The sequence below is a fragment of the Stenotrophomonas sp. YJH_SMC_54 genome (assembly GCF_059368435.1).
In genome coordinates, this window is record NZ_JCAFRS010000001.1 from 1 (window position 1) to 26,272 (window position 26,272).

The window sequence follows — 26,272 nt, forward strand, 5'->3', positions numbered from 1 at the left end:
GAAATGGTGATGCCGGGTGACAACGTCAAGATGGTCGTCACCCTGATCAACCCGGTGGCAATGGACGAAGGCCTGCGCTTCGCCATCCGCGAAGGCGGCCGTACCGTCGGCGCCGGCGTGGTCTCGAAGATCATCGAGTAATCTGGTAGTATCTGCGCCCCGATGTTGCCTGGGTAGGGCATCGGGGCGTATCAAATGGGAAAGCAGGCACAGGATGTGCCTTGTGTTCCCCGGACCAGGAAGGGTCAATGCCATTCAGGCGGCGTCAACAGGCGACTGTTGACAGCTGCCTTGCGTGCCATTATGCTTCTACGTCTGGGCAGGCCGGGAAACTGGTCTGCCTACGTTTTTGAGGTCTATGGATTGACCTTGGCGGCCTGCAGGAGTGCGGGCCGTCCGTATTCAGGAATTTCATGGGGCAAAGCAACCCAGAGGCTTTGTCTGTCGCTCTTTTAACGAAGGAACCTACCGCCATGGCGGACCAAAAGATCCGGATCCGGCTGAAAGCGTTCGATCATCGTCTGATCGACCGTTCGGCCAGCGAGATCGTTGAAACGGCAAAGCGGACCGGCGCGCAAGTGCGTGGCCCGATCCCGCTGCCGACCAAGATCGAGCGTTACACCGTTCTCGTTTCCCCGCACGTCGACAAGGACGCGCGTGACCAGTACGAGACCCGCACGCACAAGCGCGTGCTCGATATCGTTGACCCGAATGACAAGACCGTGGACGCGCTGATGAAGCTCGAACTGGCTGCCGGCGTCGACGTTCAGATCAAGCTGACCTGAGGACTACGACCATGACGAAGAAGTATTCGTTGGGCTTCGTGGGCCGCAAGGCTGGCATGAGCCGCGTGTTCACTGAAGATGGCCGCTCCATCCCGGTGACCCTGATCGAAGCAACCCCGAACCGCATCGCGCAGATCAAGACCGTCGAAACCGACGGCTACAGCGCCGTGCAGGTGACCGTCGGCGCGCGTCGCGCTGCCCTGGTCAACAAGCCGGAAGCCGGCCACTTCGCCAAGGCGAAGGTGGAAGCGGGTCGTGGCCTGTGGGAATTCCGCGTTGAAGACGCGCAGCTCGGCGATTTCGCCGTTGGCGGCGAAGTCAAGGCGGACATCTTCGAAGTCGGCCAGATCGTCGACGTCCAGGGTGTCACCAAGGGTAAGGGCTTCCAGGGCACCATCAAGCGCCACAACTTCCGTATGGGCGATGCAACCCACGGTAACTCGCTGTCGCATCGCGCGCCGGGTTCGCTGGGTCAGCGCCAGACCCCGGGTCGCGTTTTCCCGGGCAAGAAGATGTCGGGCCACATGGGCGCGGTGCAGCAGAGCACCCAGAACCTGGAAGTGGTCAAGGTCGACGTCGAGCGCGGTCTGATCGCCGTTCGCGGCGCCGTTCCGGGCGCGGCGGGTGGCGACGTGATCGTCCGTCCGGCGAGCAAGGCATAAGGAGAGATGACGATGGAACTCGTTATCACGGGTAGCAACAACAAGGTCTCGGTCTCCGACGCCGTGTTCGGTCGCGATTTCAGCGAAGATCTGGTCCACCAGGTCGTCGTTGCCTACCGCAACGCCGGTCGCGCCGGCACCAAGGCACAGAAGACTCGCTCCGAAGTGGCTGGTACCACCAAGAAGTCGAAGAAGCAGAAGGGCGGCGGCGCGCGTCATGGCGCACTGACGGCTCCGATCTTCGTCGGCGGCGGTGTCACCTTCGCGGCCAAGCCGCGCAGCTTCGAGCAGAAGGTCAATCGTAAGCAGTACCGTGCCGCCATGTGCGCGATCCTGTCCGAGCTGAACCGTCAGGGCCGTCTGACCATCGTGGAGTCCTTCGATGTCGAAGTGACCAACACGAAGGGTCTGATCGCCAAGCTGGCCGGCCTGGAAGTGGGCAAGCGCCCGCTGATCGTCACCGAAGAAGCGTCCGAGCACCTGTACCTGTCCGCCCGCAATCTGCCGTACGTGCAGGTGCGTGACGTCCAGGGTCTGGATCCGGTCTCGCTGGTGGGTGCCGACACGGTCGTCATCACCGCTGACGCGGTCAAGAAGGTCGAGGAGTGGCTGGCATGAACAGCAACGAAAAAATCTTCAGCGTGCTGCGTGCCCCGCGTGTCTCCGAAAAGACCGCGCGCCTGCAGGAACTCTCCAACCAGTATGTCTTCGAAGTTTCGAACGAAGCCACCAAGGCCGATGTAAAGGCCGCGGTTGAGCAGCTGTTCGACGTCAAGGTCGAGGCCGTCAACGTGGTCAACGTCAAGGGCAAGAACAAGTCCTTCCGTAACCGTGCTGGCCGCCGCGGCGATTGGCGCAAGGCGTACGTTCGCCTGGCCGATGGCCAGTCGATCGATGTAACGGCCAAGGCCTGAGGTACATCCCATGCCATTGATGAAATTCAAGCCCACTTCCCCCGGCCGCCGTTCGGCCGTGCGCGTGGTCACTCCCGACCTGCACAAGGGTGCTCCGCACGCTGCGCTGGTCGAGTCGCAGAGCCGCTCGGGTGGTCGTAACCACCATGGCCGCATCACCGTGCGTCACGTCGGTGGTGGTGCCAAGCAGCACTACCGCATCATCGACTTCAAGCGCAACAAGCTGGGCATCCCGGCGCGCGTGGAACGCATCGAATACGATCCGAACCGCACCGCGCACATCGCTCTGCTGTGCTACGTCGACGGTGAGCGTCGCTACATCATCGCCCCGAAGGGCCTGAAGGCCGGTGATCAGGTGATCGCTGGTTCGGATGCCCCGATCAAGGCTGGCAACACCCTGCCGCTGCGCAACATCCCGGTCGGCACCACCATCCACTGCATCGAACTGAAGCCGGGCAAGGGCGCTCAGATCGCTCGCGCCGCTGGTGCGGCCGTGCAGCTGGTGGCTCGCGAAGGCATCTACGCCACCCTGCGCCTGCGCTCGGGTGAAATGCGCAAGGTTCCGGTCGAGTGCTGCGCCACCATCGGCGAAGTCGGCAACGACGAGCACAGCCTGGAAAAGCTGGGCAAGGCCGGTGCCAAGCGTTGGCGCGGCGTCCGCCCGACCGTTCGTGGTGCTGCCATGAACCCGGTTGACCACCCGCACGGTGGTGGTGAGGCGAAGGCCGGCCAGGGTAACCCGCATCCGGTCACCCCGTGGGGTGTCCCGACCAAGGGTTACAAGACGCGCCATAACAAGCGCACTCAGCAGTTCATCGTCCGCGATCGTAGGGGCTAATCGACCATGGCACGTTCACTCAAGAAGGGCCCGTTCGTCGATCACCACCTCGTCAAGAAGGTGGAGGCCGCTGCGGGCAGCAAGAAGCCGATCAAGACCTGGTCGCGCCGTTCGATGATCCTGCCTGACATGGTAGGCGTCACCATTGCCGTGCATAACGGCAAGAACCACATCCCGGTTCTCGTCAACGAGAACATGGTCGGCCACAAGCTCGGCGAATTTGCCATCACCCGGACCTTCAAGGGTCACGGTGGTGACAAGAAGTCGGGCAAGTAAGGAGAGATGACAATGGAAGCGAAAGCCATCCTGCGCACTGCGCGCATCTCCCCGCAGAAGGCTCGTCTGGTCGCTGACCAGGTGCGCGGTCTGCCGGCCGAGCGTGCGGTCAACCTGCTGAAGTTCTCGGACAAGAAGGCTGCCCACCTGATCAAGAAGGTGGTGGAGTCGGCTATTGCCAACGCCGAGAACAACCAGGGCGCCGACGTCGACGAGCTGAAGGTTCAGACCATCATGGTTGATGAAGGTCCGACCCTGAAGCGTTTCATGGCGCGGGCGAAAGGCCGCGGTACCCGCATCCTCAAGCGCACCAGCCACATCACTGTGGTTGTGGGCGCCGCCAAGTAAGCGGATAAGGAAAAGACCATGGGTCATAAAGTTCATCCGATTGGTATCCGCCTCGGCATTTCCAAGGACTGGAACTCCAAGTGGTACGCCAACAAGGCCGAGTTCGCTGGTTACCTGGCAGCCGACCTGAAAGTGCGCGAAATGCTGCGCAAGAAGCTGGCTCAGGCCGGCATCAGCAAGATCCTGATCGAGCGTCCGGCCAAGACCGCTCGCGTGACGATCCACACCGCCCGTCCGGGCGTGGTGATCGGCAAGCGCGGTGAGGACATCGAGAAGCTGCGCAAGGAAGTGAGCGAGATGATGGGCGTCCCGGCGCACATCAACGTCACCGAAGTGCGCAAGCCGGAACTGGACGCGCAGCTCGTTGCCGAGTCGATCGCCCAGCAGCTGGAGCGTCGCATCATGTTCCGCCGCGCAATGAAGCGCTCGGTCGGCAACGCGATGCGCCTGGGTGCCCTGGGCATCAAGGTCAACGTGGGTGGCCGCCTCAACGGTGCAGAAATCGCCCGTTCGGAGTGGTACCGCGAAGGCCGCGTGCCGCTGCACACCCTGCGTGCCGACATCGACTATGGCTTCGCTGAAGCCAAGACGACCTACGGCATCATCGGCATCAAGGTCTGGATCTACAAGGGCGAGGTCTTCGATTTCTCCCAGGTTGGCCAGGAAAAGCAGGACGACACCCCGTCGCGCAACGATCGTCACGATCGCGGCGACCGTGGTGACCGTCAGCGCCCGGCCCGTGAAGCGAGGTAACGACAATGTTGCAACCCAAGCGAACCAAGTACCGCAAGGTACACAAGGGCCGTAACGATGGCCTGAGCTGGAGCGCCAACGCTGTCAGCTTCGGCGAATACGGCCTGAAGGCAACCGCACACGGTCAGCTGACCGCGCGTCAGATCGAAGCGGCCCGCCGCTCGATCAGCCGCTACGTCAAGCGCGGCGGCAAGATGTGGATCCGCGTGTTCCCCGACAAGCCCATCACCAAGAAGCCCATCGAAGTCCGAATGGGTTCTGGTAAGGGTAACGTGGAATACTGGGTGGCCCAGATCCAGCCCGGCCGCATGATCTATGAAATCGAGGGTGTTTCCGAGGAAGTGGCTCGCGAGGCGTTCCGCCTGGCCGCCGCCAAGCTCTCGGTCACCACCACTTTCGTGACCCGTACGGTGCGCTGATGGATATCAAAACTCTCCGTGAAAAGTCGGCTGACGAACTCAAGGCCCACCTGATCGACCTGCGTAAGGAACAGTTCTCTGTCCGTATGCAGCAGGTCACCGGCCAGCTGCCGAAGACCCACGACATTCGCCGGGTCCGTCGCGAGATTGCTCGCGTCAAGACCCTGCTCGGCAGCACGAAGTAAGGATGGCCGCTATGAGCGACAATACTGAAAAGAAGACGCTGCGCACGGTCGAAGGCCGTGTCGTCAGCAACAAGATGGACAAGACGGTTACCGTCCTGGTTGAGCGTCAGGTCAAGCACGCGCTGTACGGCAAGTACATCAAGCGCTCGACGAAGCTGCACGCCCACGATGCCGACAACGCCTGCAAGGAAGGCGATGTCGTCCGCGTGACCGAGATTGCTCCGATGTCCAAGACCAAGAACTGGCGCGTGGTGGAAGTCATCACGCGCGCGGCTGAATAAGGAGCTGAATCATGATCCAGATGCAGAGCTACCTTGACGTCGCGGACAATTCGGGTGCCAAGCAGGTGATGTGCTTCAAGGTGCTGGGTGGTTCCAAGCGCCGTTACGCCGGCATCGGCGACATCATCAAGGTCACCGTGAAGGATGCGATTCCGCGCGGCAAGGTCAAGAAGGGTGAAGTGTATGACGCCGTCGTGGTGCGTACCCGCAAGGGTGTGCGTCGCGCCGACGGCTCGCTGATCCGCTTCGACGGCAACGCTGCCGTTCTGCTGAACAGCAAGCAGGAGCCGATCGGTACCCGTATCTTCGGGCCGGTGACCCGTGAACTTCGTTCGGAGAAGTTCATGAAGATCGTCTCGCTCGCTCCCGAAGTGCTGTGAGCGACAGGAGATAATCATGGCTAACCGTATCAAGAAGGGCGACCAGGTTGTCGTCAACGCTGGCAAGGACAAGGGCAAGCAGGGCGAAGTCGTCCGCGTCGACGGCGACCGTGTGGTCGTCGCCAACGTGAACATCGTCAAGCGCCACACCAAGCCGAACCCGCAGGCAGGTGTTGCCGGCGGCGTGGTCGAGCGCGAAGCTTCGATCCATATCTCCAACGTGAATGTTCTGAACCCGGCTTCGGGCAAGGGCGAACGCGTTGGCTTCAAGGTGCTGGAGGATGGACGCAAACTGCGTGTGTTCCGCTCCAGCGGTGAGGCGCTCGACGCCTGAGGAATGAGAAGATGAGTTCCCGTCTCGAAAAGTTCTACAAGGACGAAGTGGTGCCGGCGCTGATGAAGCAGTTCGGCTACACCAATCCGATGGAAGTGCCGAAGCTGGTCAAGGTCACCCTGAACATGGGTGTCGGCGAAGCGGCCACCAACAAGAAGATCCTGGAAAACGCCGTCGGCGACATGACCAAGATTTCCGGCCAGAAGCCGGTTGTCACCAAGTCGCGTGTGTCGGTTGCGTCGTTCAAGATCCGCGATGGTTGGCCGATCGGCTGCAAGACCACGCTGCGTCGCCACAAGATGTACGAGTTCCTGGATCGCCTGATCAACATCTCGCTGCCGCGCGTGCGCGACTTCCGTGGTGTTTCCGGTCGTTCCTTCGACGGCCGCGGCAACTTCAACATGGGTGTGAAGGAGCAGATCATCTTCCCGGAAATCGACTTCGACGCCGTCGACGCGATCCGCGGTATGGATATCGCCATCACCACCACTGCGAAGACCGACGCGGAAGCGAAGGCGCTGCTGGCAGCGTTCAAGTTCCCGTTCCGTAACTGATCTGTCGAGGAAACCGAAATGGCAAAGACCTCCATGGTCAACCGCGACATCAAGCGGGAAAAGCTGGCAAAGAAGTACGCTGAAAAGCGTGCAGCTCTGAAGAAGATCGTGTCCTCCGTGGACGCGACCTACGAAGAGAAGATCGACGCCGCAACCAAGCTGGCCAAGCTGCCGCGCGATTCGTCGCCGAGCCGCCAGCGCAACCGTTGCGAGCTGTCGGGTCGTCCGCGTGGCGTCTACAGCAAGTTCGGCCTGGGCCGTAACAAGCTGCGTGAAGCCACCATGCGTGGCGACGTCCCGGGTCTGCGCAAGGCCAGCTGGTAATCCCAGCCGGCCCTGCGATCAGGAGCCCCTTCGGGGGTTCCTGAACCGGGCAGGGGAGGCATTCAGCTTTCCCGGCGCAAAAAAACCGAAGAGCCCGGCGCAAGCCGGGCTCTTTTGGCGTATACTCCCGCGTCTTGCCCTGTGCAGACGGGGTTGTAGGAGTGGGCTTCCGGCCCACTGCAACAAGGGACCTGGCCCGTTTCCAGGAGACAACAGATTTTCGCGAAAGCGGATATCGGTGCACTCAAAGGTACTCATATGAGCATGACTGATCCCATCGCCGACCTGCTGGTCCGCATCAAGAATGCGGCCGCGGTTGGCAAGCAGACGGTGAAAGCCCCGTCGTCCAAGATCAAGGTTGCGATTGCCCAGGTCCTGAAGGACGAGGGTTACATCACCGACCTGCGCGTGACCCAGCTGGAAAACAACAAGTCCGAGCTGGAAATCGTGCTGAAGTATTTCGAAGGCAAGCCGGTCATCGCGACCCTGAAGCGCTTCTCGCGTTCGGGCCTGCGCCAGTACCGCGGCAAGAGCGAGCTGCCGAAGGTCATGAACGGCCTGGGTATCTCCATCATTTCCACCTCCAAGGGCATCATGACTGATGCGCAGGCGCGCCAGCTGGGCGTCGGCGGCGAAGTCCTGTGCTTCGTGGCCTAAGGCGAAAGGAGTAGAACTATGTCCCGCGTAGCCAAGAAGCCGATCGACCTGGGTAAGGTTGAACTGAACGTCCAGTCGGACAGCGTCACCGCCAAGGGCCCGAAGGGCACCCTGTCGCTGGCCAAGCCGGCCGGTATTGCCATCAACGTCGACAACGGCGTTGCCACCCTGAGCACCGAGAACGCCGACCTGGTCGCACTGACCGGTACCGTGCGTGCGATCCTGTCCAACATGGTCAAGGGCGTGTCCGAAGGCTTCGAGCGCAAGCTGGAGCTGGTCGGCGTGGGTTACCGCGCTGCCATGCAGGGCAAGGACCTGAGCCTGTCGCTGGGCTTCTCGCATCCGGTCGTGTTCGTGGCGCCGGAAGGCATCACCCTGTCGACCCCGACCCAGACCGAGATCCTGGTCCAGGGCGCTGACAAGCAGGTCGTCGGTGAAGTTGCCGCCAAGATCCGTGCGTTCCGCAAGCCGGAGCCGTACAAGGGCAAGGGCGTGAAGTACTCCGACGAAGTCATCATCCGTAAGGAAGCCAAGAAGGCATAAGCGCGAGTCCCTCGCAAGAGCCCGCACATCCCTGTGCGGACTTCTCAGGGAAAAGCTCTTCCTTCAGCTTTCAAGGAATAATCAAAATGAACAAGAACATCGCCCGCCTGCGTCGCGCCAAGTCGACCCGCGCCCACATCCGTGAGCTCGGCGTCGCCCGCCTGTCGGTGCTGCGCACCGGCCAGCACCTGTACGCCCAGGTCTTCACCGCCGACGGTTCCAAGGTGCTGGCTGCCGCCAACACCACCCAGACCGACGTCATGGAAGGCCTGAAGAACGGCAAGAACGCCGATGCCGCCGCCAAGGTTGGCCGCATCGTCGCCGAGCGCGCCAAGGCCGCCGGCGTCGAGAAGGTTGCCTTCGATCGTTCGGGCTACCGCTACCACGGCCGCATCAAGGCCCTGGCAGAAGCGGCCCGCGAAGCCGGCCTGCAGTTCTAAGGGACAAGGGCAGGGGGCCATTGGCCTCCTGCCTGCCTGCTCGCCAGCCTGAGTGAGGCTGGACGGCGCCGCTCTTCTGCAGCGGCCCACCGGAACGCCGCGTCACGCCACAACCATAAGCGGCTTCGAGCCGTACATACCCAAACAACCAAGGAATCAACATGGCAGAAGAGCGTCAGCAGCGGGGTCGCGATCGCGACCGTAACCGCGAAGAGAAGATCGACGACGGCATGATCGAAAAGCTGGTCGCGGTCAACCGCGTCAGCAAGACCGTCAAGGGTGGCCGCCAGTTCACCTTCACCGCCCTGACCGTTGTCGGCGACGGCGAAGGCAAGGTCGGTTTCGGTTATGGCAAGGCACGCGAAGTGCCGGTCGCCATCCAGAAGTCGATGGAACAGGCCCGCAAGAACCTGGTCAGCGTTGACCTGAACAACGGCACCCTGTGGCACACCATCAAGGATGGTCACGGCGCAGCCCGCGTGTTCATGCAGCCGGCTTCGGAAGGTACCGGCGTCATCGCCGGCGGTGCCATGCGCGCCGTGCTGGAAGCGGTTGGCGTGAAGAACGTGCTGGCCAAGGCCACCGGTTCGCGCAACCCGATCAATCTGGTGCGTGCCACCGTGAAGGGCCTGTCTGCTGCGCAGTCGCCGGCCCGCATCGCGGCCAAGCGCGGCAAGAAGGTGGAGGAACTCAACCATGGCTAATGAGTCCAACAAGACTGTCAAGGTCCGCCTGGTGCGTGGCCTGCGTGGCACCCAGTCGCGTCACCGCCTGTCGGTGCGTGCCCTGGGCCTGAACAAGCTCAACGATGTGCGTGAACTGAAGGACAGCCCGCAGGTGCGCGGCCTGATCAACAAGGTTCAGTACCTCGTCCAGGTTGAGGAGTAATCGACCATGACTCTGCGTCTCAATGAACTGAGCCCGGCACCGGGCGCCCGCACCGAGCGTACCCGCGTCGGTCGCGGTATCGGCTCGGGCCTGGGCAAGACTGCCGGCCGCGGCCACAAGGGTTCGTTCGCCCGCAAGGGTGGCGGCAAGATCAAGGCTGGCTTCGAAGGCGGCCAGACCCCCATGCAGCGTCGTCTGCCGAAGATCGGCTTCCGTTCGCCGATCGCCAAGGACACCGCTGAAGTGCTGCTGTACGCGCTGGACAAGCTGCCGGCCGGTGAGATCGACTTCGCCGCCCTGCGTGCTGCCAAGCTGGTCCCGAGCACTGCCAAGAAGGCCAAGGTCGTCGTCAAGGGCGAAGTGACCAAGGCGTTCACCCTGAAGGGTATTGCTGCCACGGCAGGTGCCAAGGCCGCGATCGAAGCTGCCGGCGGCAGCGTAACGGAGTAAGAAAATCATGGCGCAAGCTGGCATCGGTAACCTCGCGGGCGGAATGGGCAAGTTCACTGAACTTCGCCAACGTTTGCTGTTCGTCGTCGGGGCTTTGATCGTCTATCGCATCGGCTGCTACGTGCCGGTGCCGGGCGTCAATCCCGATGCCATGCTTGCCATGATGCAACAGCAGGGCGGCGGCATCGTGGACATGTTCAACATGTTCTCGGGCGGCGCCCTGCACCGTTTCAGCATCTTCGCGCTGAACGTGATGCCGTACATCTCGGCATCGATCGTGATGCAGCTGGCCGTGCACATCTTCCCCGCCCTGAAGGCGATGCAGAAGGAAGGTGAGTCCGGCCGCCGCAAGATCACCCAGTATTCGCGCATCGGCGCCGTGCTGCTGGCAGTGGTGCAGGGCGGCTCGATCGCGCTGGCCCTGCAGGGCCAGGTCTCGCCGTCGGGCGCTCCGGTCGTGTACGCGCCGGGCATGGGCTTCGTGCTCACCGCCGTGGTCGCGCTGACCGCCGGCACCATGTTCCTGATGTGGGTCGGTGAGCAGGTCACCGAGCGCGGCATCGGCAACGGCGTGTCGCTGATCATCTTCGCCGGTATCGTCGCAGGCCTGCCGGGTGCGATCATCCACACCTTCGACGCCTACCGCGACGGCAACATCCAGTTCATCCAGCTGCTGCTGATCGCCATCGTCGTGCTCGCCTTCACCTTCTTCGTGGTGTTCGTCGAGCGTGGCCAGCGCCGGATCACGGTCAACTACGCGCGCCGCCAGGGCGGTCGCAACGCGTACATGAACCAGACCTCGTTCCTGCCGCTGAAGCTCAACATGGCCGGCGTCATCCCGGCGATCTTCGCCTCGAGCCTGCTGGCGTTCCCGGCCACCCTGGCCATGTGGTCCGGCCAGGCTGCCAACCAGAGCAGCTTCGGCCAGGTCCTGCAGAAGGTCGCCAATGCCCTGGGCCCGGGCGAGCCGCTGCACATGATCGTGTTCGCTGCGCTGATCACCGGTTTCGCGTTCTTCTATACCGCGCTGGTGTTCAACTCGCAGGAAACCGCCGACAACCTGAAGAAGTCGGGCGCGCTGATTCCGGGCATCCGTCCGGGCAAGGCCACCGCCGATTACATCGACGGCGTGCTGACCCGCCTGACCGCAGCCGGCTCGGCCTACCTGGTGATCGTCTGCCTGCTGCCGGAACTGATGCGCACGCAGCTGAACGCCTCGTTCTACTTCGGTGGTACTTCGCTGCTGATCGTGGTGGTGGTGGTGATGGACTTCATCGCCCAGGTGCAGGCGCACCTGATGTCCCACCAGTACGAGAGCCTGCTGAAGAAGGCCAACCTGAAGGGCGGCAACCGCGGCGGTTTTGCCCGCGGCTGATTGGCCTGTTATACTTTCGTCTTCCTGACGTGATGGTCCCTCCGCTTCGCGGACTCCGGCCACACAAACGAAGGGCGGCCCCCGCAGCGGTTCCGGGTGGGGGTGTGATGAGGTGGTCCCGCGCTGGAGTAGCGCGGGCGGCCCCGGGGGAAACCCCAGGTCCAACCCCATCCGGCGCCGGAGCCTGGGCACACTCCCCAGGCCGGGTTCATGAAACCAATGGTTTCACGGGCTTCCATGTAAACCGGAACCTTGTTAGTATCGCTAGTTCACTTTTTTGATCCATCCTGCCGGATTGGCGTGCCCGAGGCGCGCTGTCGGCCATCACTCAGCTGGAGAACCGCGTCATGGCGCGTATTGCAGGCGTCAACCTGCCAGCCCAGAAGCATGTCTGGGTCGGGTTGCAAAGCATTTACGGCATCGGCCGTACCCGTTCGAAGAAGGTCTGCGAAGTCGCAGGCGTTGCTTCGACCACCAAGATCCGCGATCTGTCGGAGCCGGAAATCGAGCGCCTGCGCGCCGAAGTCGGCAAGTACATCGTGGAAGGCGATCTGCGCCGTGAGATCGGCATCGCGATCAAGCGCCTGATGGACCTGGGCTGCTACCGCGGCCTGCGTCACCGTCGTGGCCTCCCGCTGCGTGGCCAGCGCACCCGTACCAACGCCCGCACCCGCAAGGGTCCGCGCAAGGCGATCAAGAAGTAAGGGACTGAGAAATGGCTAAGCCCGCTGCTAAGACCAAGAAGAAGATCAAGCGCGTCGTCACCGACGGCGTTGCCCACGTCCACGCTTCGTTCAACAACACCATCGTCACCATCACCGACCGCCAGGGCAACGCTCTGTCGTGGGCGACCTCCGGTGGCGCTGGCTTCCGCGGTTCGCGCAAGTCGACCCCGTTCGCTGCCCAGGTGGCCGCTGAAAAGGCCGGTCGTGCTGCGCTGGACTACGGCGTGAAGTCGCTGGAAGTCCGCATCAAGGGCCCGGGTCCGGGCCGTGAGTCGGCCGTGCGTTCGTTGAACAACGTCGGCTACAAGATCACCAACATCATCGACGTGACGCCTATCCCGCACAACGGGTGCCGTCCGCCGAAGAAGCGTCGCGTCTAAAGGGAGCGATAAGAAATGGCTCGTTATATCGGTCCTACCTGTAAGCTCGCCCGTCGCGAAGGCGCCGACCTGTCCCTGAAGAGCCCGGCGCGTGCGCTGGACTCGAAGTGCAAGCTGGAGCAGAAGCCCGGCCAGCACGGCGCCACTGCCCGCAAGGGCAAGCTGTCCGACTACGCCACCCAGCTGCGTGAAAAGCAGAAGGTCAAGCGTATCTACGGCCTGCTGGAGCGTCAGTTCCGCAACTACTACAAGAAGGCCTCGACCAAGAAGGGCAACACCGGCGAGAACCTGCTGCAGCTGCTGGAAACCCGCCTGGACAACGTCGTCTACCGCATGGGCTTCGCTGTGACCCGTCCGGCTGCCCGTCAGCTGGTGTCGCACCGCGGCGTCACCGTGAATGGCAAGTCGGTCAACCTGGCTTCGTACCAGGTCAAGGCTGGCGACGCCATCGCTCTGTCTGAAAAGGCTGCCAAGCAGCTGCGCGTCCAGGAAGCCCTGACCGTCGCCGCCCAGCATGACCTGAGCCCGTCGTGGGTTGAAGTGGATTCCGGCAAGTTCACCGGCATCTTCAAGGCTGTTCCGGATCGTTCGGATCTGCCTGCGGACATCAACGAAGCGCTGATCGTCGAGCTGTATTCGAAGTAATTCACATTGGAGAGCCCCCGGCGACGGCCGGGGGTTCACTAGGAGAACCCGCAACATGACGGTTACCGCCAACCAGGTTCTGCGTCCTCGCGGTCCGCAGATCGAACGCCTTACCGACACTCGTGCAAAGGTCGTTATCGAACCTTTGGAGCGGGGTTACGGGCATACGCTGGGTAATGCCCTGCGTCGCGTGCTGCTGTCGTCCATCCCGGGCTTCGCCATCACGGAAGTCGAAATCGACGGCGTGTTGCATGAGTACACCACGGTCGAAGGTCTGCAGGAGGACGTGCTCGAAGTCCTGCTGAACCTCAAGGACGTGGCCATCCGTATGCACTCCGGCGACAGCGCCACCCTGTCCCTGTCCAAGCAGGGCCCGGGCGTTGTCACCGCTGCCGACATCAAGGTCGACCACAATGTGGAGATCCTGAACGGCGACCATGTGATCTGCCACCTGACCAAGGACACGGCAATCAACATGCGTCTGAAGATCGAACGTGGTTTCGGCTACCAGCCGGCTGCCGCGCGTCGTCGTCCGGACGAAGAAACCCGTGCCATCGGCCGCCTGGTCCTGGATGCCTCGTTCTCGCCGGTCCGCCGCGTCGCCTATGCCGTGGAAGCGGCCCGCGTCGAACAGCGTACCGACCTGGACAAGCTGGTCATCGATATCGAGACCAACGGCACCATCGACGCCGAGGAAGCCGTGCGCACCGCCGCCGACATCCTCAGCGACCAGCTGTCGGTGTTCGGTGACTTCACCCACCGCGACCGCGGTGCGGCCAAGCCGGCCAACAACGGCGTGGATCCGGTGCTGCTGCGCCCGATCGACGATCTGGAGCTGACCGTGCGTTCGGCCAACTGCCTGAAGGCTGAAAGCATCTACTACATCGGCGATCTGATCCAGAAGACCGAAGTGGAGCTGCTGAAGACCCCGAACCTGGGCAAGAAGTCGCTCACCGAGATCAAGGAAGTGCTGGCTCAGCGCGGCCTGTCGCTCGGCATGAAGCTGGAGAACTGGCCGCCGGCCGGTGTCGCCAGCCACGGCATGCTGGGCTGAGATCGGTAATGCCTGAAGGCTCCACCGTTCGCGGTGGGGCCTTCAACGCAACACACCATGCCATGACGAACCGCAGGTTCGCGCGGCAGGTCGTCCAGGACGGGCGGCCAGGACCATCCGCAGTCCGCGCAGCAACGCCAGGATGGCGACAACGATCCACACAGCCACATCATTAACCAAGGAATATCACCATGCGTCACCAGAAGTCTGGCCGTAAGTTCAGCCGCACCAGCGCCCACCGCGAAGCGATGTTCAAGAACATGGCCGCCTCGCTGTTCAAGCACGAGCTGATCAAGACCACCCTGCCGAAGGCCAAGGAACTGCGCCGCGTTGCCGAGCCGCTGATCACCCTGGCCAAGGTCGACTCCGTCGCCAACCGCCGTCTGGCCTTCGCCCGCCTGCGCGACAACGAAGCCGTGGGCAACCTGTTCACAATCCTGGGCCCGCGCTACGCGAACCGTCCGGGCGGCTACCTGCGCCTGCTGAAGTGCGGCTTCCGCGCCGGCGACAACGCGCCGATGGCCTACGTCGAGCTGGTTGACCGTCCGGTCGTGGCCGAGGAAGTGGCCGAGTAATCGGACCGCTCCAACGCGACACAGCGAAAGCCCGGCCTCTGCCGGGCTTTTGCGTTTCCAGGGCTCGGATCCCTTTCCGCAGGAAAGGGCCCTGACCCCGGGCAGGCAGCACCGCAGGCCAGAGCCCTTTGCATTCGCACTGGGATCTGACCCGCACCGTTCCGACAGGCGTCACCTGTGGCGGTTCGAATGGCACGCACTCTCGGTTACGCTTGGCGCCTGATCCATTTGAGCGTTGACGATGAATCCACTGCGCTGGCCCTTCCGCGCCCAGTTCTTGCTGGGCTTCCTGATCTGCGCGGGCCTGCTTGGCTACGCGATCTTCCTGCAGTTGAAGATGGGCCTGGAGCCGTGTCCGCTGTGCATCTTCCAGCGCCTGGCCTTTGCCGCGCTCGGCCTGCTGTTCCTGATCGGTGCGCTGCACGGGCCCTCCAACCGCCCGGGACGCGCGACCTATGGCGTGCTGGCGTTCATTGCCGCCGCAGTGGGTGCCGGCATCGCCGCGCGCCACGTCTACGTGCAGATGCTGCCGCCGGAAATGGGCTCCACCTGTGGCCCGCCGCTGGCGTTCCTGAGCGAGACCATGGGGCCGCTGGAAGTATTCCGCACGGTACTGACCGGTACCGGCAACTGCGGCAACATCGACTGGACCTTCCTGGGCCTGACCATGCCGATGTGGTCGGGCGTGTGGTTCGTGCTGCTGGCGTTGTGGGCGCTGGTGGTGTCGCTGGGCAAGGTCAAGCGCTGAAAGCGAAACGGGGTCGGGTCCCGTGGCATCGCAAAGGGCTCTGACCCCAATCGTTGACGAAGGGTAGTGCCGGCCGCTGGCCGGCACACCGTGAGGATGCCGGCCAGCGGCCGGCGCTACCTCAGAAGTCCTGCTGCAGGCTCAGGTAAGCACCTCGGCGCGGTCCCCACTGCGGGGCGAAGACGCCGACACCGCCACCGTCGCGCAGCTGGTAGCCGCGATCCAGTGCGTTGATCACGGCCAGTTGGACGTGCAACGGATGGCCGCTGTCGGCATTGAAGTCGTGCCCGGCGCTGAGGTTCACCTGCAGGTACGACGGCAGCTCGCCGCCGTTGGGTACGCCTTCGATGTCCGAACGCAGGCCGCTGCCGAACACGTAGTTGGCACCGATCCGGTTGTGTCCGGCGAAGGCGTAGCTGAGACCACCCGATGATGTCAGCTTCTGGTCGTGGTCGAGGTGGATCCAGTGGTCGGCCACATAGGCCAGCGCTTCCGGATCGAGGTTGTACTGGCCGGTGATGACGTCGGTACCGATGGCCTTGTTCAGCGCGGCGTTGAAGTAGGCACTGAACGGACCGTTGCTGTAGTCGGCACTGAACTCCAGGCCACGGATGTGGCCACGGCGGTAGTTGAAGGTCGAATAGATGTAGGCAGCGCCGAACTGGCCTTCGTCCTGCAGGCGTGCGACGCGTCGGTCATACGCGTCCAGGCCCAGGGTCAGGTGCTCGCCCAGTTGCTGCGAGACGCCGATGTCGTAGTAGTCGCTGCGCTCGGCCAGCGGCGTGTTGTTGCCGCCGCTGGGCTGCTGGTTGGTGGTGCCGTCGTACAGCGCGATGTCGCTGCTGGCAATCAACTCGCTGGCCGGTGGCGTGAAGTAGCGCGAATAGCCGGCGTGCACGGTGGTGCTGTCGCTGGCATTCCAGACCACGCCCACGCGCGGGCTGAGCTGGCCTTCGGTGCGGCCGAAGGCCTTGTAGCGGTCGCCACGCAGGCCGTAGTTCACGGTCCAGTCGTCGCCGATCTTCCACTCGTCCTGCACGTACAGTGCCAGCGTACTGGCGTGGAACGCGCTGCGGTCGGGGATCAACAGCGGTGTCGTGCCGGACTGCTGGCCGCCGTCATCAACCGGGAACACCCAGCTGTTGCTGTTCGCCCGCGCGTTCTCGTAATTGCCGTACAGGCCATAGCGCAGCGTGTGGTCGTTGCCCAACGGCGTTGAGAAGTCGGCCTGCAGGGTGTTGGCGCGGTTGCTGCGCTGGACCTGCGAGGCGACGCCGCTGAACACCAGGTCGCCCACCACGTCCGGGTTGAACGCCACGTCGCTGTAGCGCTGTCCGGCCGATAGCTGGTACGCGGTGCTGCCCAGCGTGCCCTGCAGCACCAGCATGCCGAAGCGGGTGGTCTCGCGCTGGGTCTCATCCAGCTGGCTGGAGTCGAAGGTGGTGGTGTCCAGATATCCGAACTGTGGCGTCTGGCCCGGGTTGACCGGGATCTGGAAGCGGTTGTTGGCGAAACCGGCGAACACACTCAGGCGGGTGTTGTCGTTGACCAGGTAGGTGAGGTCGGCGAAGGCCTTTCCCTGGTGAGTATCGTCGTGCAGCGGCTTGCGCGAGTTGGTGGGGTTCTCCAGGCCGACCTCATGCTGGTCGTAGTTGCCGGTCAGGAACCAGCTCCAGCGCCCCTGGTTGCCCCACCAGGAGGCGTTCGGATTGATCTTGCCGAACGAGCCGGTGGTCAGCCCCGCGCTGCCGCCATTGCCCAGCTCGGCACCGTTGCGGGTGGTGATGTCGACCACCGCTGCGGTGCGCTCGCCGAACTGCGCCGGCAGTGCGCCGTCCATCAGGCGGATGCTCTTGATGGTGCGCGCGTCCAGGGTCTGGCCGAAGCCGGAGATCGATTCGGGCAGCAGCACGCCGTTGATGCGGTACTGCAGGTTGGCGTGGTCGCCACGCACATGCACGCCGCCATAGGAGTCCTGGACCACGCCAGGGGCCTGCAGCAGTACCTGGCTGAGTGGCGCGGAGGCACCCAGCGGCTGCTTCTGGATGTCCTCGGCGGTGATCTGGTACTGGCTGCTGCCGATGTCCGGCGACAGCGTGTTGCGGGCCTGGTCGAGCCGGGCGTGGACGGTGACCGCATCCAGATCCTTGACGGACGAAGCGGGGGCGTCGGATGCCGAGGCGAAGGCGGGCAGGCTGGCCAGGGCCAGGGCGAAGGTGATGCCGGTAGCGAGGGGCGAGGGCTTCATGGTGGGAGAGGTGGCGGCTGGATGTGGAAGGGGCCGGTCCATGACATTGAAGTGTTACTCCGTAACAAATCATGCGCCTGTCCCGGGTGGCTGACCATGCAGGATCTGGCCGCTGGCGTCGGCCTTTCTCTGCCGTTCAGGCGAGCCGGTAGGCCGGACCGGCCCTTTGCGTCAGCGGCCGGCTCTGCGACCATGACCGCCCCCCATCCCGGAAGTCTGCAATGAGCCTGTCCGCCGTTCCGCCCGTGCCCGATCCCGCCGCGACCGCCGCCGGCGCTGCCTGGTCGCCGGAGAGCTGGCGGGGCAAGACCGCGCTGCAGATGCCGACCTATCCCGACCCGGTAGCCCTGGAGGCGGCCCTGCACGAGCTTAAGCGGCTGCCACCGCTGGTCACCTCATGGGAGATCCTGGCGCTGAAGCAGCAGTTGGCCGAGGCCCAGGAAGGCAAGCGCTTCCTGCTGCAGGGCGGCGACTGCGCCGAGAACTTCAGCGACTGCGAATCGGGCACCATCTCCAACCGGCTGAAGGTACTGCTGCAGATGAGCCTGGTGCTGGTGCACGGCCTGCGCCAGCCGGTGATCCGCGTTGGCCGCTTTGCCGGCCAGTACGCCAAGCCGCGTTCGGCCGATACCGAGACCCGCGACGGCGTAACCCTGCCGAGCTACCGCGGCGATGTGATCAACGCCCCCGCTTTCACTGAAGCAGCGCGTCTGCCGGACCCGAAGCGGATGCTGCAGGCCCACGCGCATTCGGCGATGACGATGAACTTCGTGCGTGCGCTGATCGACGGTGGTTTCGCCGACCTGCACCACCCCGAATACTGGAACCTGGAGTGGGTAAGCCACTCGCCGCTGGCGGCCGATTACCAGAAGATGGTGGCCTCGATCGGCGATGCGGTGCACTTCATGGAGACCCTGGCCGGGGCCCGCGTGCACAACCTCAACCGCATCGACTTCTACACCTCGCATGAAGCGCTGCTGCTGCCCTACGAGCAGGCGCTGACCCGCCAGGTGCCGCGCCAGCAGGGCTGGTTGAACCTGAGCACGCATTACCCGTGGATCGGCATGCGCACGGCTGCGCTCGATGGCGCGCACGTGGAATACCTGCGTGGCGTGCGCAATCCGATTGCGATCAAGGTCGGCCCGTCGGTGACGCCGGACCAGCTGCTGCGCCTGATCGACGTGCTCAACCCGCACGACGAACCGGGTCGACTGAGCTTCATCCACCGCATGGGTGCGGCGCAGATCGCCGAGAAGCTGCCGCCGCTGCTGGATGCCGTCAAGCGTGATGGCCGCCGCGTGCTGTGGGTGTGCGATGCGATGCATGGCAACACCGAAAGCACTGCCAATGGCTTCAAGACGCGTCGCTTCGACAACGTGCGTGGCGAAGTGGAGATGTCGTTTGATCTGCATGCGGCCGCGGGCACGCGCCTGGGTGGCGTGCACCTGGAACTGACCGGCGAGGACGTGACCGAATGCACCGGTGGTGCGCGCGAACTGACCGAGCGTGACCTGGAGCGTGCGTATCGCTCAACGGTGGACCCGCGGTTGAATTACGAGCAGTCGCTGGAGATCGCGATGGCGATCGTGCGCAAGCAGGAGCAAGTGCGGTAATGGGTTTTAGGCAGGGCTTGCAGCCCTGCACCTGCCAGAAGCCGAAGCAACAGCAACTGCAGAAGCGGGTATTCCGTGGGATGGCGGGGCGGTGTCGGAGTGCGGGGACGCTGCAAGTACGTCCCTGTAAGCTTGGCAGCCGCATCCATGCGGCTGACACCCCGCACTCCGACACCGCCCCACCTTCGACAGGTTCAGGTCGCTATTGGTGGGTGCCGACCGTTGGTCGGCACATCTGTCAGATGTCGAATGAATCATCCACGCATGGCGTGGATCTACTGGTAACTGCGGCGATTGGCATGCGCGGCTGTTGGTAGGTGTCGACCGTTGGTCGACACGATTTTTCTGTCAGATAGCAGTATTCAAAATGGGCTCCGACCCCGTGCCGACCAACGGTCGGCACCCACCATCAGCAGCAGCTTCCGACAGATCGCAGAAAACTGTCGAAGGCGGGGTGGGTCCGGTTGCGGGAGCGTAAGCCGCATGGGCCCGAGGCATGCCTCGGGCGGGTTGGGCAGGACGCCCAACCCCGGTCTTGCCGTGTGCGCAGGACAGCGCACACGGGCAAGCGGCGACCGAGCTTACATGGGTGAGGGCGCTTTGCTTGCGAAGCACTGCTTCGCAAGCGCCCGAACGCACAGCCGCCAGCGGCTGGGCCGGGCCCCGGAGGGGGACTTGCAGCGCCCCCCGCAACCGGACCCACCCCGCCATCCCACGGAATACCCGCTTCTGCTGTTGCTGTTGCTTCGGCCGTTGCCGTTGCGTCCGCAGGTGCAGGGCTGCAAGCCCTGCCGACCAACACCCTCCTTACAAACGACTGACGTGACACTCATGCGCCATGCGCGAGGCTGTCCACCTGGTTGTCCGACTGGAGGTGGCAACGGTGCACTGGCAGAGCGCACAGGCCTACGCATGGCCGTTGGGATTGGCCTTAGTGGTGGGCGGCATAGGCGCATGGCTGATCCTGTGGATCTATCACCGGCTGAAAGGGCGTGATCGCCGACGTGCGCGTATCGGTCGAGTACTCGGGTTGCCGCTGGCCACCGCGTGGCCGCTGCTGCTGCTGATTCCCGCCTTGCAGGCGACGCCGCTGCAGGATCCGTTGCTGGGCCATCTGCAGCACGGACTGCACATTGCATTGATGGCCTGCTTCGTCTGGCTGCTGGTACGCGCGGTGGCGGCGGGCGAGCGCGCGATCCTGCGCAGCCATCCCATCGATGTCTCCGACAACCTGGAGGCACGCCGCATCCAGACCCAGACGCGCGTGCTCAGTAGGGTGTTGATGGGCGGCATCATCGTGCTCGGTGCGTCGCTGGTGCTGTTGACCTTCCCGATGGTGCAGAAGATCGGCACGGCGCTGCTGGCGTCGGCAGGCCTGATCGGGCTGGTGGCGGGCATCGCCGCCAAGCCGGTGTTCGGCAACCTCATCGCCGGCCTGCAGATCGCACTGACGCAGCCGATCCGCCTGGACGACGTGGTGATCGTCGAAGGCGAGTGGGGACGCATCGAGGAGATCGGCAGCAGCTACGTGGTCGTGCGGATCTGGGATGAGCGGCGGATGGTGGTGCCCTTGACCTGGTTCATCGAGAACCCGTTCCAGAACTGGACGCGGCGCAGTGCCGATCTGCTCGGCACTGCGTTTCTGTGGCTGGACTATCGGGCACCGATCGCGGCGATCCGTGCCGAGCTGGAGCGCATCTGCCATGGCCAGGCGCTATGGGATGGGCGCGTCTGCGTGACCCAGGTGACCGAAACCAACGAGCGCGCGATCCAGGTGCGCCTGCTGGTCAGCGCGCGCAGTTCCGGTGATGCCTTTGATCTTCGCTGCCTGGTGCGCGAACGCATGCTCGATTTCCTCGCACGTGAGCATCCGCAGTCGTTGCCGCAGGTGCGTGCGCGGCTGCAACACGAAGACGAGCTGGATATGCCGCGTGGTCCACGTGCACGCACCTCGGATGTGCGTTCGCCAGGTGCTGAAGATGGTGAGGCGGCGATCGTGCCGGTGGAGCCACAGGATCGGTAGTGCCGGCCGCTGGCCGGCAACGCCGGAGCGATCGAGCTGCCGGCCAGCGGCCGGCACTACCGGAAGCAAGATGTCGCGGCGTCACCGGAGCTCAGGGCTCGCCGGCGTCGATCAGCGCATCGGTATCAAAGTGTGGCGGCCGCCGCGCACGGGTGCGCTGCTCGTAGGCGTAGGCCATTTCGATCAGCTTCGGCTCGCTCCAGGCGGTGCCCATGAACAGCAGGCCGACGGGAAGGCCGTTGATCTGGCCCATCGGCACGGTCAGGCTGGGGTAACCGGCCACGGCAGCGGCGCTGTAGCTCTCGCCGGGGAAGTCGTCGCCTTCGCTGCGGATCGGCCACGCCACACCGGTGGTCGGCGCCACCAGCGCATCGAGCTGATGGGCGGCGAGGGCTGCATCGATGCCTTCCGGGCCGGCCAACCGGCGCGCATCACTGCGCGCGCGGATGTAGGCAGGGTCTGCCAGGCCGGTGGTGGCATCGGCCTCCACCAGCAGCTCCTGGCCGAACAGGCCCAGTTCCTGCTTGCTGTGGGCCTGGTTGAAGGCGATCAGTTCGGCCAGGCTGCGCAGTGGCGCGCGGTGGGTGCTGAAGTAGCGCTCCAGCCCGGCCTTGAATTCGTACAGCAGCAGCGTGCGCTCAGCCTCGGCCCACGCGCCCTGGTTGGGCAGCTCCACCGGCACCACCACGGCGCCGGCGCGACGCAGCTCGGTCGCTGCCTGATCGATCAGCGGCGGCATGCCGCGGTACTTCAGCAGCGGCGTCTGCAGCAGACCGATGCGTTTGCCGCGCAGACCCTGCGGGTCCAGGCGCGCGGTGTAGTCGTAGACCGCACGGCCGGGCATGGTCGCGGTGGCGGGATCGGCGTCATCGCGGCCGGCGATCGCAGTCAGCACGGCGGCAGCATCGGCGACGCTGCGGGTCATCGGGCCGGCGGTGTCCTGGCTGAAGGAGATCGGCACGATGCCATCGCGACTGACCAGCCCGACCGTCGGCTTCAGACCGACCACGCCGTTGATCGCGGCCGGGCAGACGATGCTGCCGTCGGTTTCGGTGCCGATCGCCACGCTGGCCAGGTTGGCGGCCACGGCCACCGCGCTGCCGCTGCTGGAGCCGCACGGTGAATGGCTGATGCGGTAGGGGTTGCGGGTCTGGCCGCCGCGCGCGCTCCAGCCGGAGATGGAGTCATTGCCGCGGAAGTTGGCCCACTCGCTGAGGTTGGTCTTGCCCAGCACTACGGCGCCAGCCTCGCGCAGCCGGCGTACCAGGTAGGCATCGTCCGGACGGAAGCCCTGCAGGGCCAGCGAGCCGGCACTGGTGACCATCGGTGCGGCGTTGATGTTGTCCTTCAGCAGCAGGGGGATGCCATGCAGCGGCCCACGCAGGCGCCCTTCGCGGCGCTCGCGGTCGCGTGCGGCGGCTTCCTTCAGCGCGTCGGGGTTGAGCTCGATCACCGCGCGCAGGCGGGGCCCGGTGCGGTCCAGGGCGGCGATACGCTGCAGGTAGGCCTGGGTCAGGGTGGTGCTGTCCAGATCTCCGGCAGTCATCCGCGCCTGCAGGTCGGCGACATCGGTTTCGGCGTACGGGAACGGCACGTTGCGGCTCGCAGGTTCGGCCGCATGCGCGCTGGGCGTGGCCGGGCTGCAGCCAGCCGAAAGCAGCGCCGGCAGCGCGGCGAGCAGGCAGGTCAGCAGAGGCGGCAAGGACGGGCGCATGGGGCGGCTTGGTCGGCTCCAATCCCCAGTGTAGCCGGTGCTCAGCGGTGGCGCTTGCGCAGGTCGCGGGCGAGGACGTAGACCACGATCAGGTTGATCGCCAGGATCGTCCATGACGGCCAGCCGGGATGGCGGATGATCGCGAAGATGTCGAAAGGCAGGTACAGGGCGGCGGTCAAGCAGCCCAGCCAGGACGCCCAGGCCTTGGCCCGCCACAGGCCCCAGGCTTCGACCAGGTGCAGCAGGCCGTAGCCGATCATCCCCGCCGCGGCCAGGTGGACCGCGTCGGGACTGATCATGTGCAGCAGCGAGGGCAGGGTGCCATGGTCCGGATCCAGGCTGAAACGCCGGATCAGGGCCATGATGCCGTGCCGCAGCGGCTGCGGTCCGAGCACTTCCAGCCCGGTGGCGGCCAACAGCGCCAGCATCGCCTTGCTCGCTTCGAGCAGGGCGATGACGTGCAGACCCGGATGCCGGTGTGGATCCGGGTTGTAGCCGCTCTGGTTCACGGGGTGCTGGCTCAGCCGCCGCGCGAAGCCTTCTTGCGATCGCTCTCGGTCAGGAACTTCTTGCGCAGGCGGATCTCCTTCGGGGTGATCTCGACCAGCTCGTCGTCTTCGATGAAGTCCAGGGCCTGTTCCAGCGAGTACTTGATCGCCGGGGTCAGCTGGATCGCATCGTCCTTGCCCGAAGCGCGCATGTTGGTCAGCGGCTTGGTCTTGATCGCGTTGACGGTCAGGTCGTTGTCCTTGGAGTGGATGCCGACCAGCTGACCTTCATACACGTTGTCGCCTTCAGCAGCGAACAGCTTGCCGCGCTCCTGCAGCGGGCCCAGCGAGTAGGCCGGCGTGGTGCCCGGTGCATTGGCGATCATCACGCCGTTGATGCGCTTGGCAATCGCGCCCTGTTCCTTCGGACCGTAGTGGTCGAACACGTGGAACAGCAGGCCCGAACCCTGGGTCAGGGTCTTGAACTCGTTCTGGAAACCGATCAGGCCACGGGCCGGGATCTGGTACTCCAGGCGCACGCGGCCCTTGCCGTCCGATTCCATGTTCTTCAGCTGGCCCTTGCGGGTGCCCAGCTTTTCCATCACGCCGCCCTGGTGGATTTCTTCGATGTCCACCACCAGCTGCTCGATCGGCTCCATCAGCTGGCCATCGATTTCCTTGATGATCACTTCCGGGCGCGACACGGCCAGCTCGTAGCCTTCGCGGCGCATGTTCTCGATCAGCACCGACAGGTGCAGTTCGCCACGGCCGGAGACCAGGAACTTGTCGGCGTCTTCCAGCTGCTCGACCTTCAGGGCCACGTTGTGGACCTTTTCACGGTCCAGGCGGTCCTTGATCTGGCGGCTGGTCAGGAACTTGCCACCGGACAGGTCCTTGTTGCCGGCGAACGGCGAGTTGTTGACCTGGAAGGTCATCGAGATGGTCGGCTCGTCGACGGTCAGCGCCGGCAGCGCTTCCGGGAAGTCCGGTGCGCAGATGGTGTCGGAGATGGTCAGCTCCTGGATGCCGGAGATGGCCACGATGTCGCCGGCCTCGGCCGAATCCTGCTCGATGCGCTCCAGGCCCATGAAGCCCAGCACCTGCAGCACCTTGCCGTTGCGCTTCTTGCCTTCACGGTCGATGACCGCGACCTGCATGTTCTTCTTCAGGGTGCCGCGCTGGATGCGGCCGATGCCGATCACGCCCACGAAGTTGTTGTAGTCCAGCTGGCTGATGCGCATCTGGAACGGGCCTTCCGGATCCACTTCCGGCTTCGGCGCGTGCTGCATGATCGCTTCGTACAGCGGGGTCATGTCGCCGTCGCGCACGGTGTCTTCCAGGCCGGCATAGCCGTTCAGGCCCGAGGCGTAGACGATCGGGAAGTCCAGCTGCTCGTTGGTGGCGCCGAGCTTGTCGAACAGGTCGAAGACCTGGTCGATCACCCATTCCGGACGGGCGCCCGGACGGTCGACCTTGTTGACCACGACGATCGGCTTGAAGCCCATCGCGAAGGCCTTCTGGGTCACGAAGCGGGTCTGCGGCATCGGGCCGTCCATCGCGTCGACCAGGATCAGCACGGTATCGACCATCGACAGCACGCGCTCGACCTCACCACCGAAGTCGGCGTGGCCGGGGGTGTCGACGATGTTGATCCGGTTCTTGATGCCGGTCTTCTTGTCTTCCCAGGTGATGGCGGTGTTCTTGGCCAGGATGGTGATGCCGCGTTCCTTTTCCTGGTCGTTGCTGTCCATCACGCGCTCGGCGAGGACGGTGCGCTCGGACAGGGTGCCGGACTGCTTCAGCAGCTGGTCGACCAGGGTGGTCTTGCCATGGTCGACGTGGGCGACGATGGCGATGTTGCGAAGATTTTCGATGGACATACGAAAGGGGGCCAGTCGGCGCCGGATTTGGAAAAAGAAGTCCAACATTATACGTCGAACTTGACGATTCGCGAAAAGGTGGATTTCACATCCGTCGCGGGGCCCATTCAGCTGGCTGTCCGCCGCGTCGGCCGGGGCCGCCAGCGCCCGGAGACGCGGCTTCCCGTCCACGGGCTGAAGCCGGGTTCTTCACCGATGGTCGAAGCCGCCGCCGCCACGAGGCAGGTGTAAACTAGGTGGCTAGACGCGTTCCCCTCTGCATCAAGGATCTTCATGTCCCTCATCGCCACTTTCGACACCACCCAGGGCCCGATCAAGGTCGAGCTGTTCGCCGACAAGGCGCCGCTGACCGTGGCCAACTTCGTGAACCTGGTCAAGCACGGCTTCTATGACGGCCTGATCTTCCACCGCGTGATCGCCGACTTCATGATCCAGGGCGGCTGCCCGCAGGGTCGTGGCACCGGCGGCCCGGGCTACAAGTTCGAAGACGAGAAGAACGGCGTGAAGCATGAGGTCGGCTCGCTGTCGATGGCCAACGCCGGCCCGAACACCAACGGCAGCCAGTTCTTCATCACCCACATCAAGACCGACTGGCTGGACGGCCGCCACACCGTCTTCGGCAAGGTCCTGGAAGGCCAGGCCATCGTTGATTCGGTCAAGCAGGGCGACGTGATCCATTCGATCACCCTGGAAGGCGACGTCGACGCCGTGCTGGCCGCCCAGGCCGACCGCGTCGCGGAGTGGAACAAGCACCTCGCCGCCTGATCCCCCTT

The 26,272-nt window shown here is 64.2% G+C and carries 36 protein-coding genes; 32 read left to right on the top strand and 4 right to left on the bottom strand.

All coding sequences use genetic code 11. From position 1 onward, the window contains the following. The 29 genes from AC5P5S_RS00005 to AC5P5S_RS00145 form a co-directional block, all read left to right on the top strand. On the top strand, window positions 1–141 hold a 141-nt coding region (locus AC5P5S_RS00005), incomplete at its 5' end, for an EF-Tu C-terminal domain-related protein (RefSeq protein ID WP_487247787.1). A 332-nt stretch (window positions 142–473) separates the two neighbouring features. Next, a complete protein-coding gene (rpsJ, locus tag AC5P5S_RS00010) occupies window positions 474–785 on the top strand; it encodes a 30S ribosomal protein S10 (protein WP_005408208.1) in 312 nt (103 codons plus the stop codon). A gap of 11 nt (window positions 786–796) precedes the next feature. Continuing rightward, window positions 797–1,447 carry a 50S ribosomal protein L3 gene (gene rplC / locus AC5P5S_RS00015; RefSeq protein ID WP_004145336.1) on the top strand — a complete coding sequence of 217 codons (651 nt, stop codon included), beginning with the start codon at window positions 797–799 and terminating at the stop codon, window positions 1,445–1,447. A gap of 12 nt (window positions 1,448–1,459) precedes the next feature. Then, entirely contained in the window at window positions 1,460–2,065 is a 606-nt protein-coding gene (gene rplD / locus AC5P5S_RS00020) for a 50S ribosomal protein L4 (protein WP_004145337.1), read from the top strand. Beyond that, window positions 2,062–2,361 carry a 50S ribosomal protein L23 gene (gene rplW, locus AC5P5S_RS00025; RefSeq protein ID WP_004145338.1) on the top strand — a complete coding sequence of 100 codons (300 nt, stop codon included), beginning with the start codon at window positions 2,062–2,064 and terminating at the stop codon, window positions 2,359–2,361. The genes rplD and rplW overlap by 4 nt, the downstream gene beginning before the upstream one ends. Before the next feature lie 10 nt (window positions 2,362–2,371). Continuing rightward, on the top strand, window positions 2,372–3,199 hold the full coding sequence (gene rplB / locus AC5P5S_RS00030; protein ID WP_004145339.1) for a 50S ribosomal protein L2: 828 nt from the start codon (window positions 2,372–2,374) through the stop codon (window positions 3,197–3,199). A 6-nt stretch (window positions 3,200–3,205) separates the two neighbouring features. Beyond that, on the top strand, window positions 3,206–3,475 hold the full coding sequence (gene rpsS / locus AC5P5S_RS00035) for a 30S ribosomal protein S19 (protein WP_004154485.1): 270 nt from the start codon (window positions 3,206–3,208) through the stop codon (window positions 3,473–3,475). Window positions 3,476–3,487: 12 nt separating this feature from the next. Further along, a complete protein-coding gene (gene rplV / locus AC5P5S_RS00040; RefSeq protein WP_004145348.1) occupies window positions 3,488–3,823 on the top strand; it encodes a 50S ribosomal protein L22 in 336 nt (111 codons plus the stop codon). 18 nt (window positions 3,824–3,841) lie between these two features. Next, window positions 3,842–4,576 carry a 30S ribosomal protein S3 gene (rpsC, locus tag AC5P5S_RS00045; RefSeq protein ID WP_004145350.1) on the top strand — a complete coding sequence of 245 codons (735 nt, stop codon included), beginning with the start codon at window positions 3,842–3,844 and terminating at the stop codon, window positions 4,574–4,576. A gap of 5 nt (window positions 4,577–4,581) precedes the next feature. Then, window positions 4,582–4,995 carry a 50S ribosomal protein L16 gene (gene rplP / locus AC5P5S_RS00050; protein WP_004154486.1) on the top strand — a complete coding sequence of 138 codons (414 nt, stop codon included), beginning with the start codon at window positions 4,582–4,584 and terminating at the stop codon, window positions 4,993–4,995. After that, complete coding sequence (gene rpmC / locus AC5P5S_RS00055; protein ID WP_004154487.1) at window positions 4,995–5,180, top strand: 50S ribosomal protein L29; 186 nt, start codon at window positions 4,995–4,997, stop codon at window positions 5,178–5,180. The genes rplP and rpmC overlap by 1 nt, the downstream gene beginning before the upstream one ends. An 11-nt stretch (window positions 5,181–5,191) precedes the next feature. Next, window positions 5,192–5,461, top strand: coding sequence for a 30S ribosomal protein S17 (gene rpsQ, locus AC5P5S_RS00060; protein WP_004154489.1), 270 nt, complete (start codon window positions 5,192–5,194; stop codon window positions 5,459–5,461). Window positions 5,462–5,472: 11 nt separating this feature from the next. Further along, window positions 5,473–5,841, top strand: coding sequence for a 50S ribosomal protein L14 (rplN, locus tag AC5P5S_RS00065; protein ID WP_004145357.1), 369 nt, complete (start codon window positions 5,473–5,475; stop codon window positions 5,839–5,841). 16 nt (window positions 5,842–5,857) lie between these two features. Beyond that, a complete protein-coding gene (rplX, locus tag AC5P5S_RS00070; protein WP_004154490.1) occupies window positions 5,858–6,175 on the top strand; it encodes a 50S ribosomal protein L24 in 318 nt (105 codons plus the stop codon). A gap of 11 nt (window positions 6,176–6,186) precedes the next feature. Beyond that, window positions 6,187–6,729 carry a 50S ribosomal protein L5 gene (gene rplE / locus AC5P5S_RS00075; protein ID WP_004154491.1) on the top strand — a complete coding sequence of 181 codons (543 nt, stop codon included), beginning with the start codon at window positions 6,187–6,189 and terminating at the stop codon, window positions 6,727–6,729. Window positions 6,730–6,747: 18 nt separating this feature from the next. Continuing rightward, a complete protein-coding gene (gene rpsN / locus AC5P5S_RS00080) occupies window positions 6,748–7,053 on the top strand; it encodes a 30S ribosomal protein S14 (protein WP_005408209.1) in 306 nt (101 codons plus the stop codon). A gap of 258 nt (window positions 7,054–7,311) precedes the next feature. Beyond that, entirely contained in the window at window positions 7,312–7,710 is a 399-nt protein-coding gene (rpsH, locus tag AC5P5S_RS00085) for a 30S ribosomal protein S8 (protein WP_005408210.1), read from the top strand. A gap of 18 nt (window positions 7,711–7,728) precedes the next feature. Continuing rightward, on the top strand, window positions 7,729–8,253 hold the full coding sequence (rplF, locus tag AC5P5S_RS00090; protein ID WP_005408211.1) for a 50S ribosomal protein L6: 525 nt from the start codon (window positions 7,729–7,731) through the stop codon (window positions 8,251–8,253). An 80-nt stretch (window positions 8,254–8,333) separates the two neighbouring features. Next, window positions 8,334–8,693 carry a 50S ribosomal protein L18 gene (gene rplR, locus AC5P5S_RS00095; RefSeq protein ID WP_024957318.1) on the top strand — a complete coding sequence of 120 codons (360 nt, stop codon included), beginning with the start codon at window positions 8,334–8,336 and terminating at the stop codon, window positions 8,691–8,693. Window positions 8,694–8,854: 161 nt separating this feature from the next. Further along, window positions 8,855–9,397 (top strand): 30S ribosomal protein S5, encoded by a 543-nt coding sequence (gene rpsE / locus AC5P5S_RS00100; RefSeq protein WP_005408213.1) that lies wholly within the window; start codon window positions 8,855–8,857, stop codon window positions 9,395–9,397. Next, on the top strand, window positions 9,390–9,581 hold the full coding sequence (rpmD, locus tag AC5P5S_RS00105) for a 50S ribosomal protein L30 (RefSeq protein WP_005408214.1): 192 nt from the start codon (window positions 9,390–9,392) through the stop codon (window positions 9,579–9,581). Before rpsE ends, rpmD begins: the two co-directional genes overlap by 8 nt. Before the next feature lie 6 nt (window positions 9,582–9,587). After that, the gene (gene rplO / locus AC5P5S_RS00110) at window positions 9,588–10,031 is read left to right on the top strand and encodes a 50S ribosomal protein L15 (protein ID WP_004154498.1); all 444 of its coding nucleotides are present in this window, start codon (window positions 9,588–9,590) and stop codon (window positions 10,029–10,031) included. 7 nt (window positions 10,032–10,038) lie between these two features. Continuing rightward, window positions 10,039–11,406: a preprotein translocase subunit SecY gene (secY, locus tag AC5P5S_RS00115; protein ID WP_005408215.1), complete on the top strand. Its 1,368-nt coding sequence runs from the start codon at window positions 10,039–10,041 to the stop codon at window positions 11,404–11,406. Between the two features lie 347 nt (window positions 11,407–11,753). Continuing rightward, window positions 11,754–12,110: a 30S ribosomal protein S13 gene (rpsM, locus tag AC5P5S_RS00120; RefSeq protein ID WP_004154500.1), complete on the top strand. Its 357-nt coding sequence runs from the start codon at window positions 11,754–11,756 to the stop codon at window positions 12,108–12,110. A gap of 11 nt (window positions 12,111–12,121) precedes the next feature. Continuing rightward, entirely contained in the window at window positions 12,122–12,511 is a 390-nt protein-coding gene (rpsK, locus tag AC5P5S_RS00125) for a 30S ribosomal protein S11 (protein WP_004145443.1), read from the top strand. Window positions 12,512–12,526: 15 nt separating this feature from the next. After that, window positions 12,527–13,156 carry a 30S ribosomal protein S4 gene (gene rpsD, locus AC5P5S_RS00130; RefSeq protein ID WP_004145446.1) on the top strand — a complete coding sequence of 210 codons (630 nt, stop codon included), beginning with the start codon at window positions 12,527–12,529 and terminating at the stop codon, window positions 13,154–13,156. A 55-nt stretch (window positions 13,157–13,211) separates the two neighbouring features. After that, complete coding sequence (locus AC5P5S_RS00135) at window positions 13,212–14,210, top strand: DNA-directed RNA polymerase subunit alpha (RefSeq protein WP_005408216.1); 999 nt, start codon at window positions 13,212–13,214, stop codon at window positions 14,208–14,210. A 191-nt stretch (window positions 14,211–14,401) separates the two neighbouring features. Then, a complete protein-coding gene (rplQ, locus tag AC5P5S_RS00140) occupies window positions 14,402–14,785 on the top strand; it encodes a 50S ribosomal protein L17 (protein WP_005408217.1) in 384 nt (127 codons plus the stop codon). 241 nt (window positions 14,786–15,026) lie between these two features. Next, window positions 15,027–15,533 (top strand): disulfide bond formation protein B, encoded by a 507-nt coding sequence (locus tag AC5P5S_RS00145; protein WP_005412342.1) that lies wholly within the window; start codon window positions 15,027–15,029, stop codon window positions 15,531–15,533. 121 nt (window positions 15,534–15,654) lie between these two features. On the opposite strand, the gene AC5P5S_RS00150 is transcribed toward AC5P5S_RS00145, so the two are convergent. Next, on the bottom strand, window positions 15,655–17,781 hold the full coding sequence (locus AC5P5S_RS00150; RefSeq protein WP_049461500.1) for a TonB-dependent receptor: 2,127 nt from the start codon (window positions 17,779–17,781) through the stop codon (window positions 15,655–15,657). A 221-nt stretch (window positions 17,782–18,002) separates the two neighbouring features. On the opposite strand from AC5P5S_RS00150, the gene AC5P5S_RS00155 reads away from it, so the two are divergent. Further along, complete coding sequence (locus tag AC5P5S_RS00155) at window positions 18,003–19,394, top strand: class II 3-deoxy-7-phosphoheptulonate synthase (protein ID WP_005408220.1); 1,392 nt, start codon at window positions 18,003–18,005, stop codon at window positions 19,392–19,394. Window positions 19,395–20,232: 838 nt separating this feature from the next. Continuing rightward, a complete protein-coding gene (locus AC5P5S_RS00160) occupies window positions 20,233–21,417 on the top strand; it encodes a mechanosensitive ion channel family protein (protein ID WP_062607728.1) in 1,185 nt (394 codons plus the stop codon). A 91-nt stretch (window positions 21,418–21,508) separates the two neighbouring features. Here AC5P5S_RS00160 and AC5P5S_RS00165 read toward each other — a convergent pair whose 3' ends face one another. The 3 genes from AC5P5S_RS00165 to typA are packed head-to-tail and all read right to left on the bottom strand — an operon-like array spanning window position 21,509 to window position 25,499. Continuing rightward, complete coding sequence (locus tag AC5P5S_RS00165) at window positions 21,509–23,131, bottom strand: amidase (RefSeq protein WP_043033752.1); 1,623 nt, start codon at window positions 23,129–23,131, stop codon at window positions 21,509–21,511. A gap of 41 nt (window positions 23,132–23,172) precedes the next feature. Beyond that, window positions 23,173–23,640 (bottom strand): DUF2127 domain-containing protein, encoded by a 468-nt coding sequence (locus AC5P5S_RS00170; protein WP_005408223.1) that lies wholly within the window; start codon window positions 23,638–23,640, stop codon window positions 23,173–23,175. Between the two features lie 11 nt (window positions 23,641–23,651). Beyond that, on the bottom strand, window positions 23,652–25,499 hold the full coding sequence (gene typA / locus AC5P5S_RS00175; RefSeq protein ID WP_005412346.1) for a translational GTPase TypA: 1,848 nt from the start codon (window positions 25,497–25,499) through the stop codon (window positions 23,652–23,654). A 273-nt stretch (window positions 25,500–25,772) separates the two neighbouring features. Here typA and AC5P5S_RS00180 point away from each other — a divergent pair, with 273 nt between their 5' ends. Beyond that, window positions 25,773–26,264 carry a peptidylprolyl isomerase gene (locus AC5P5S_RS00180; protein ID WP_005408225.1) on the top strand — a complete coding sequence of 164 codons (492 nt, stop codon included), beginning with the start codon at window positions 25,773–25,775 and terminating at the stop codon, window positions 26,262–26,264. The last annotated feature ends 8 nt before the right edge of the window (window positions 26,265–26,272 follow it).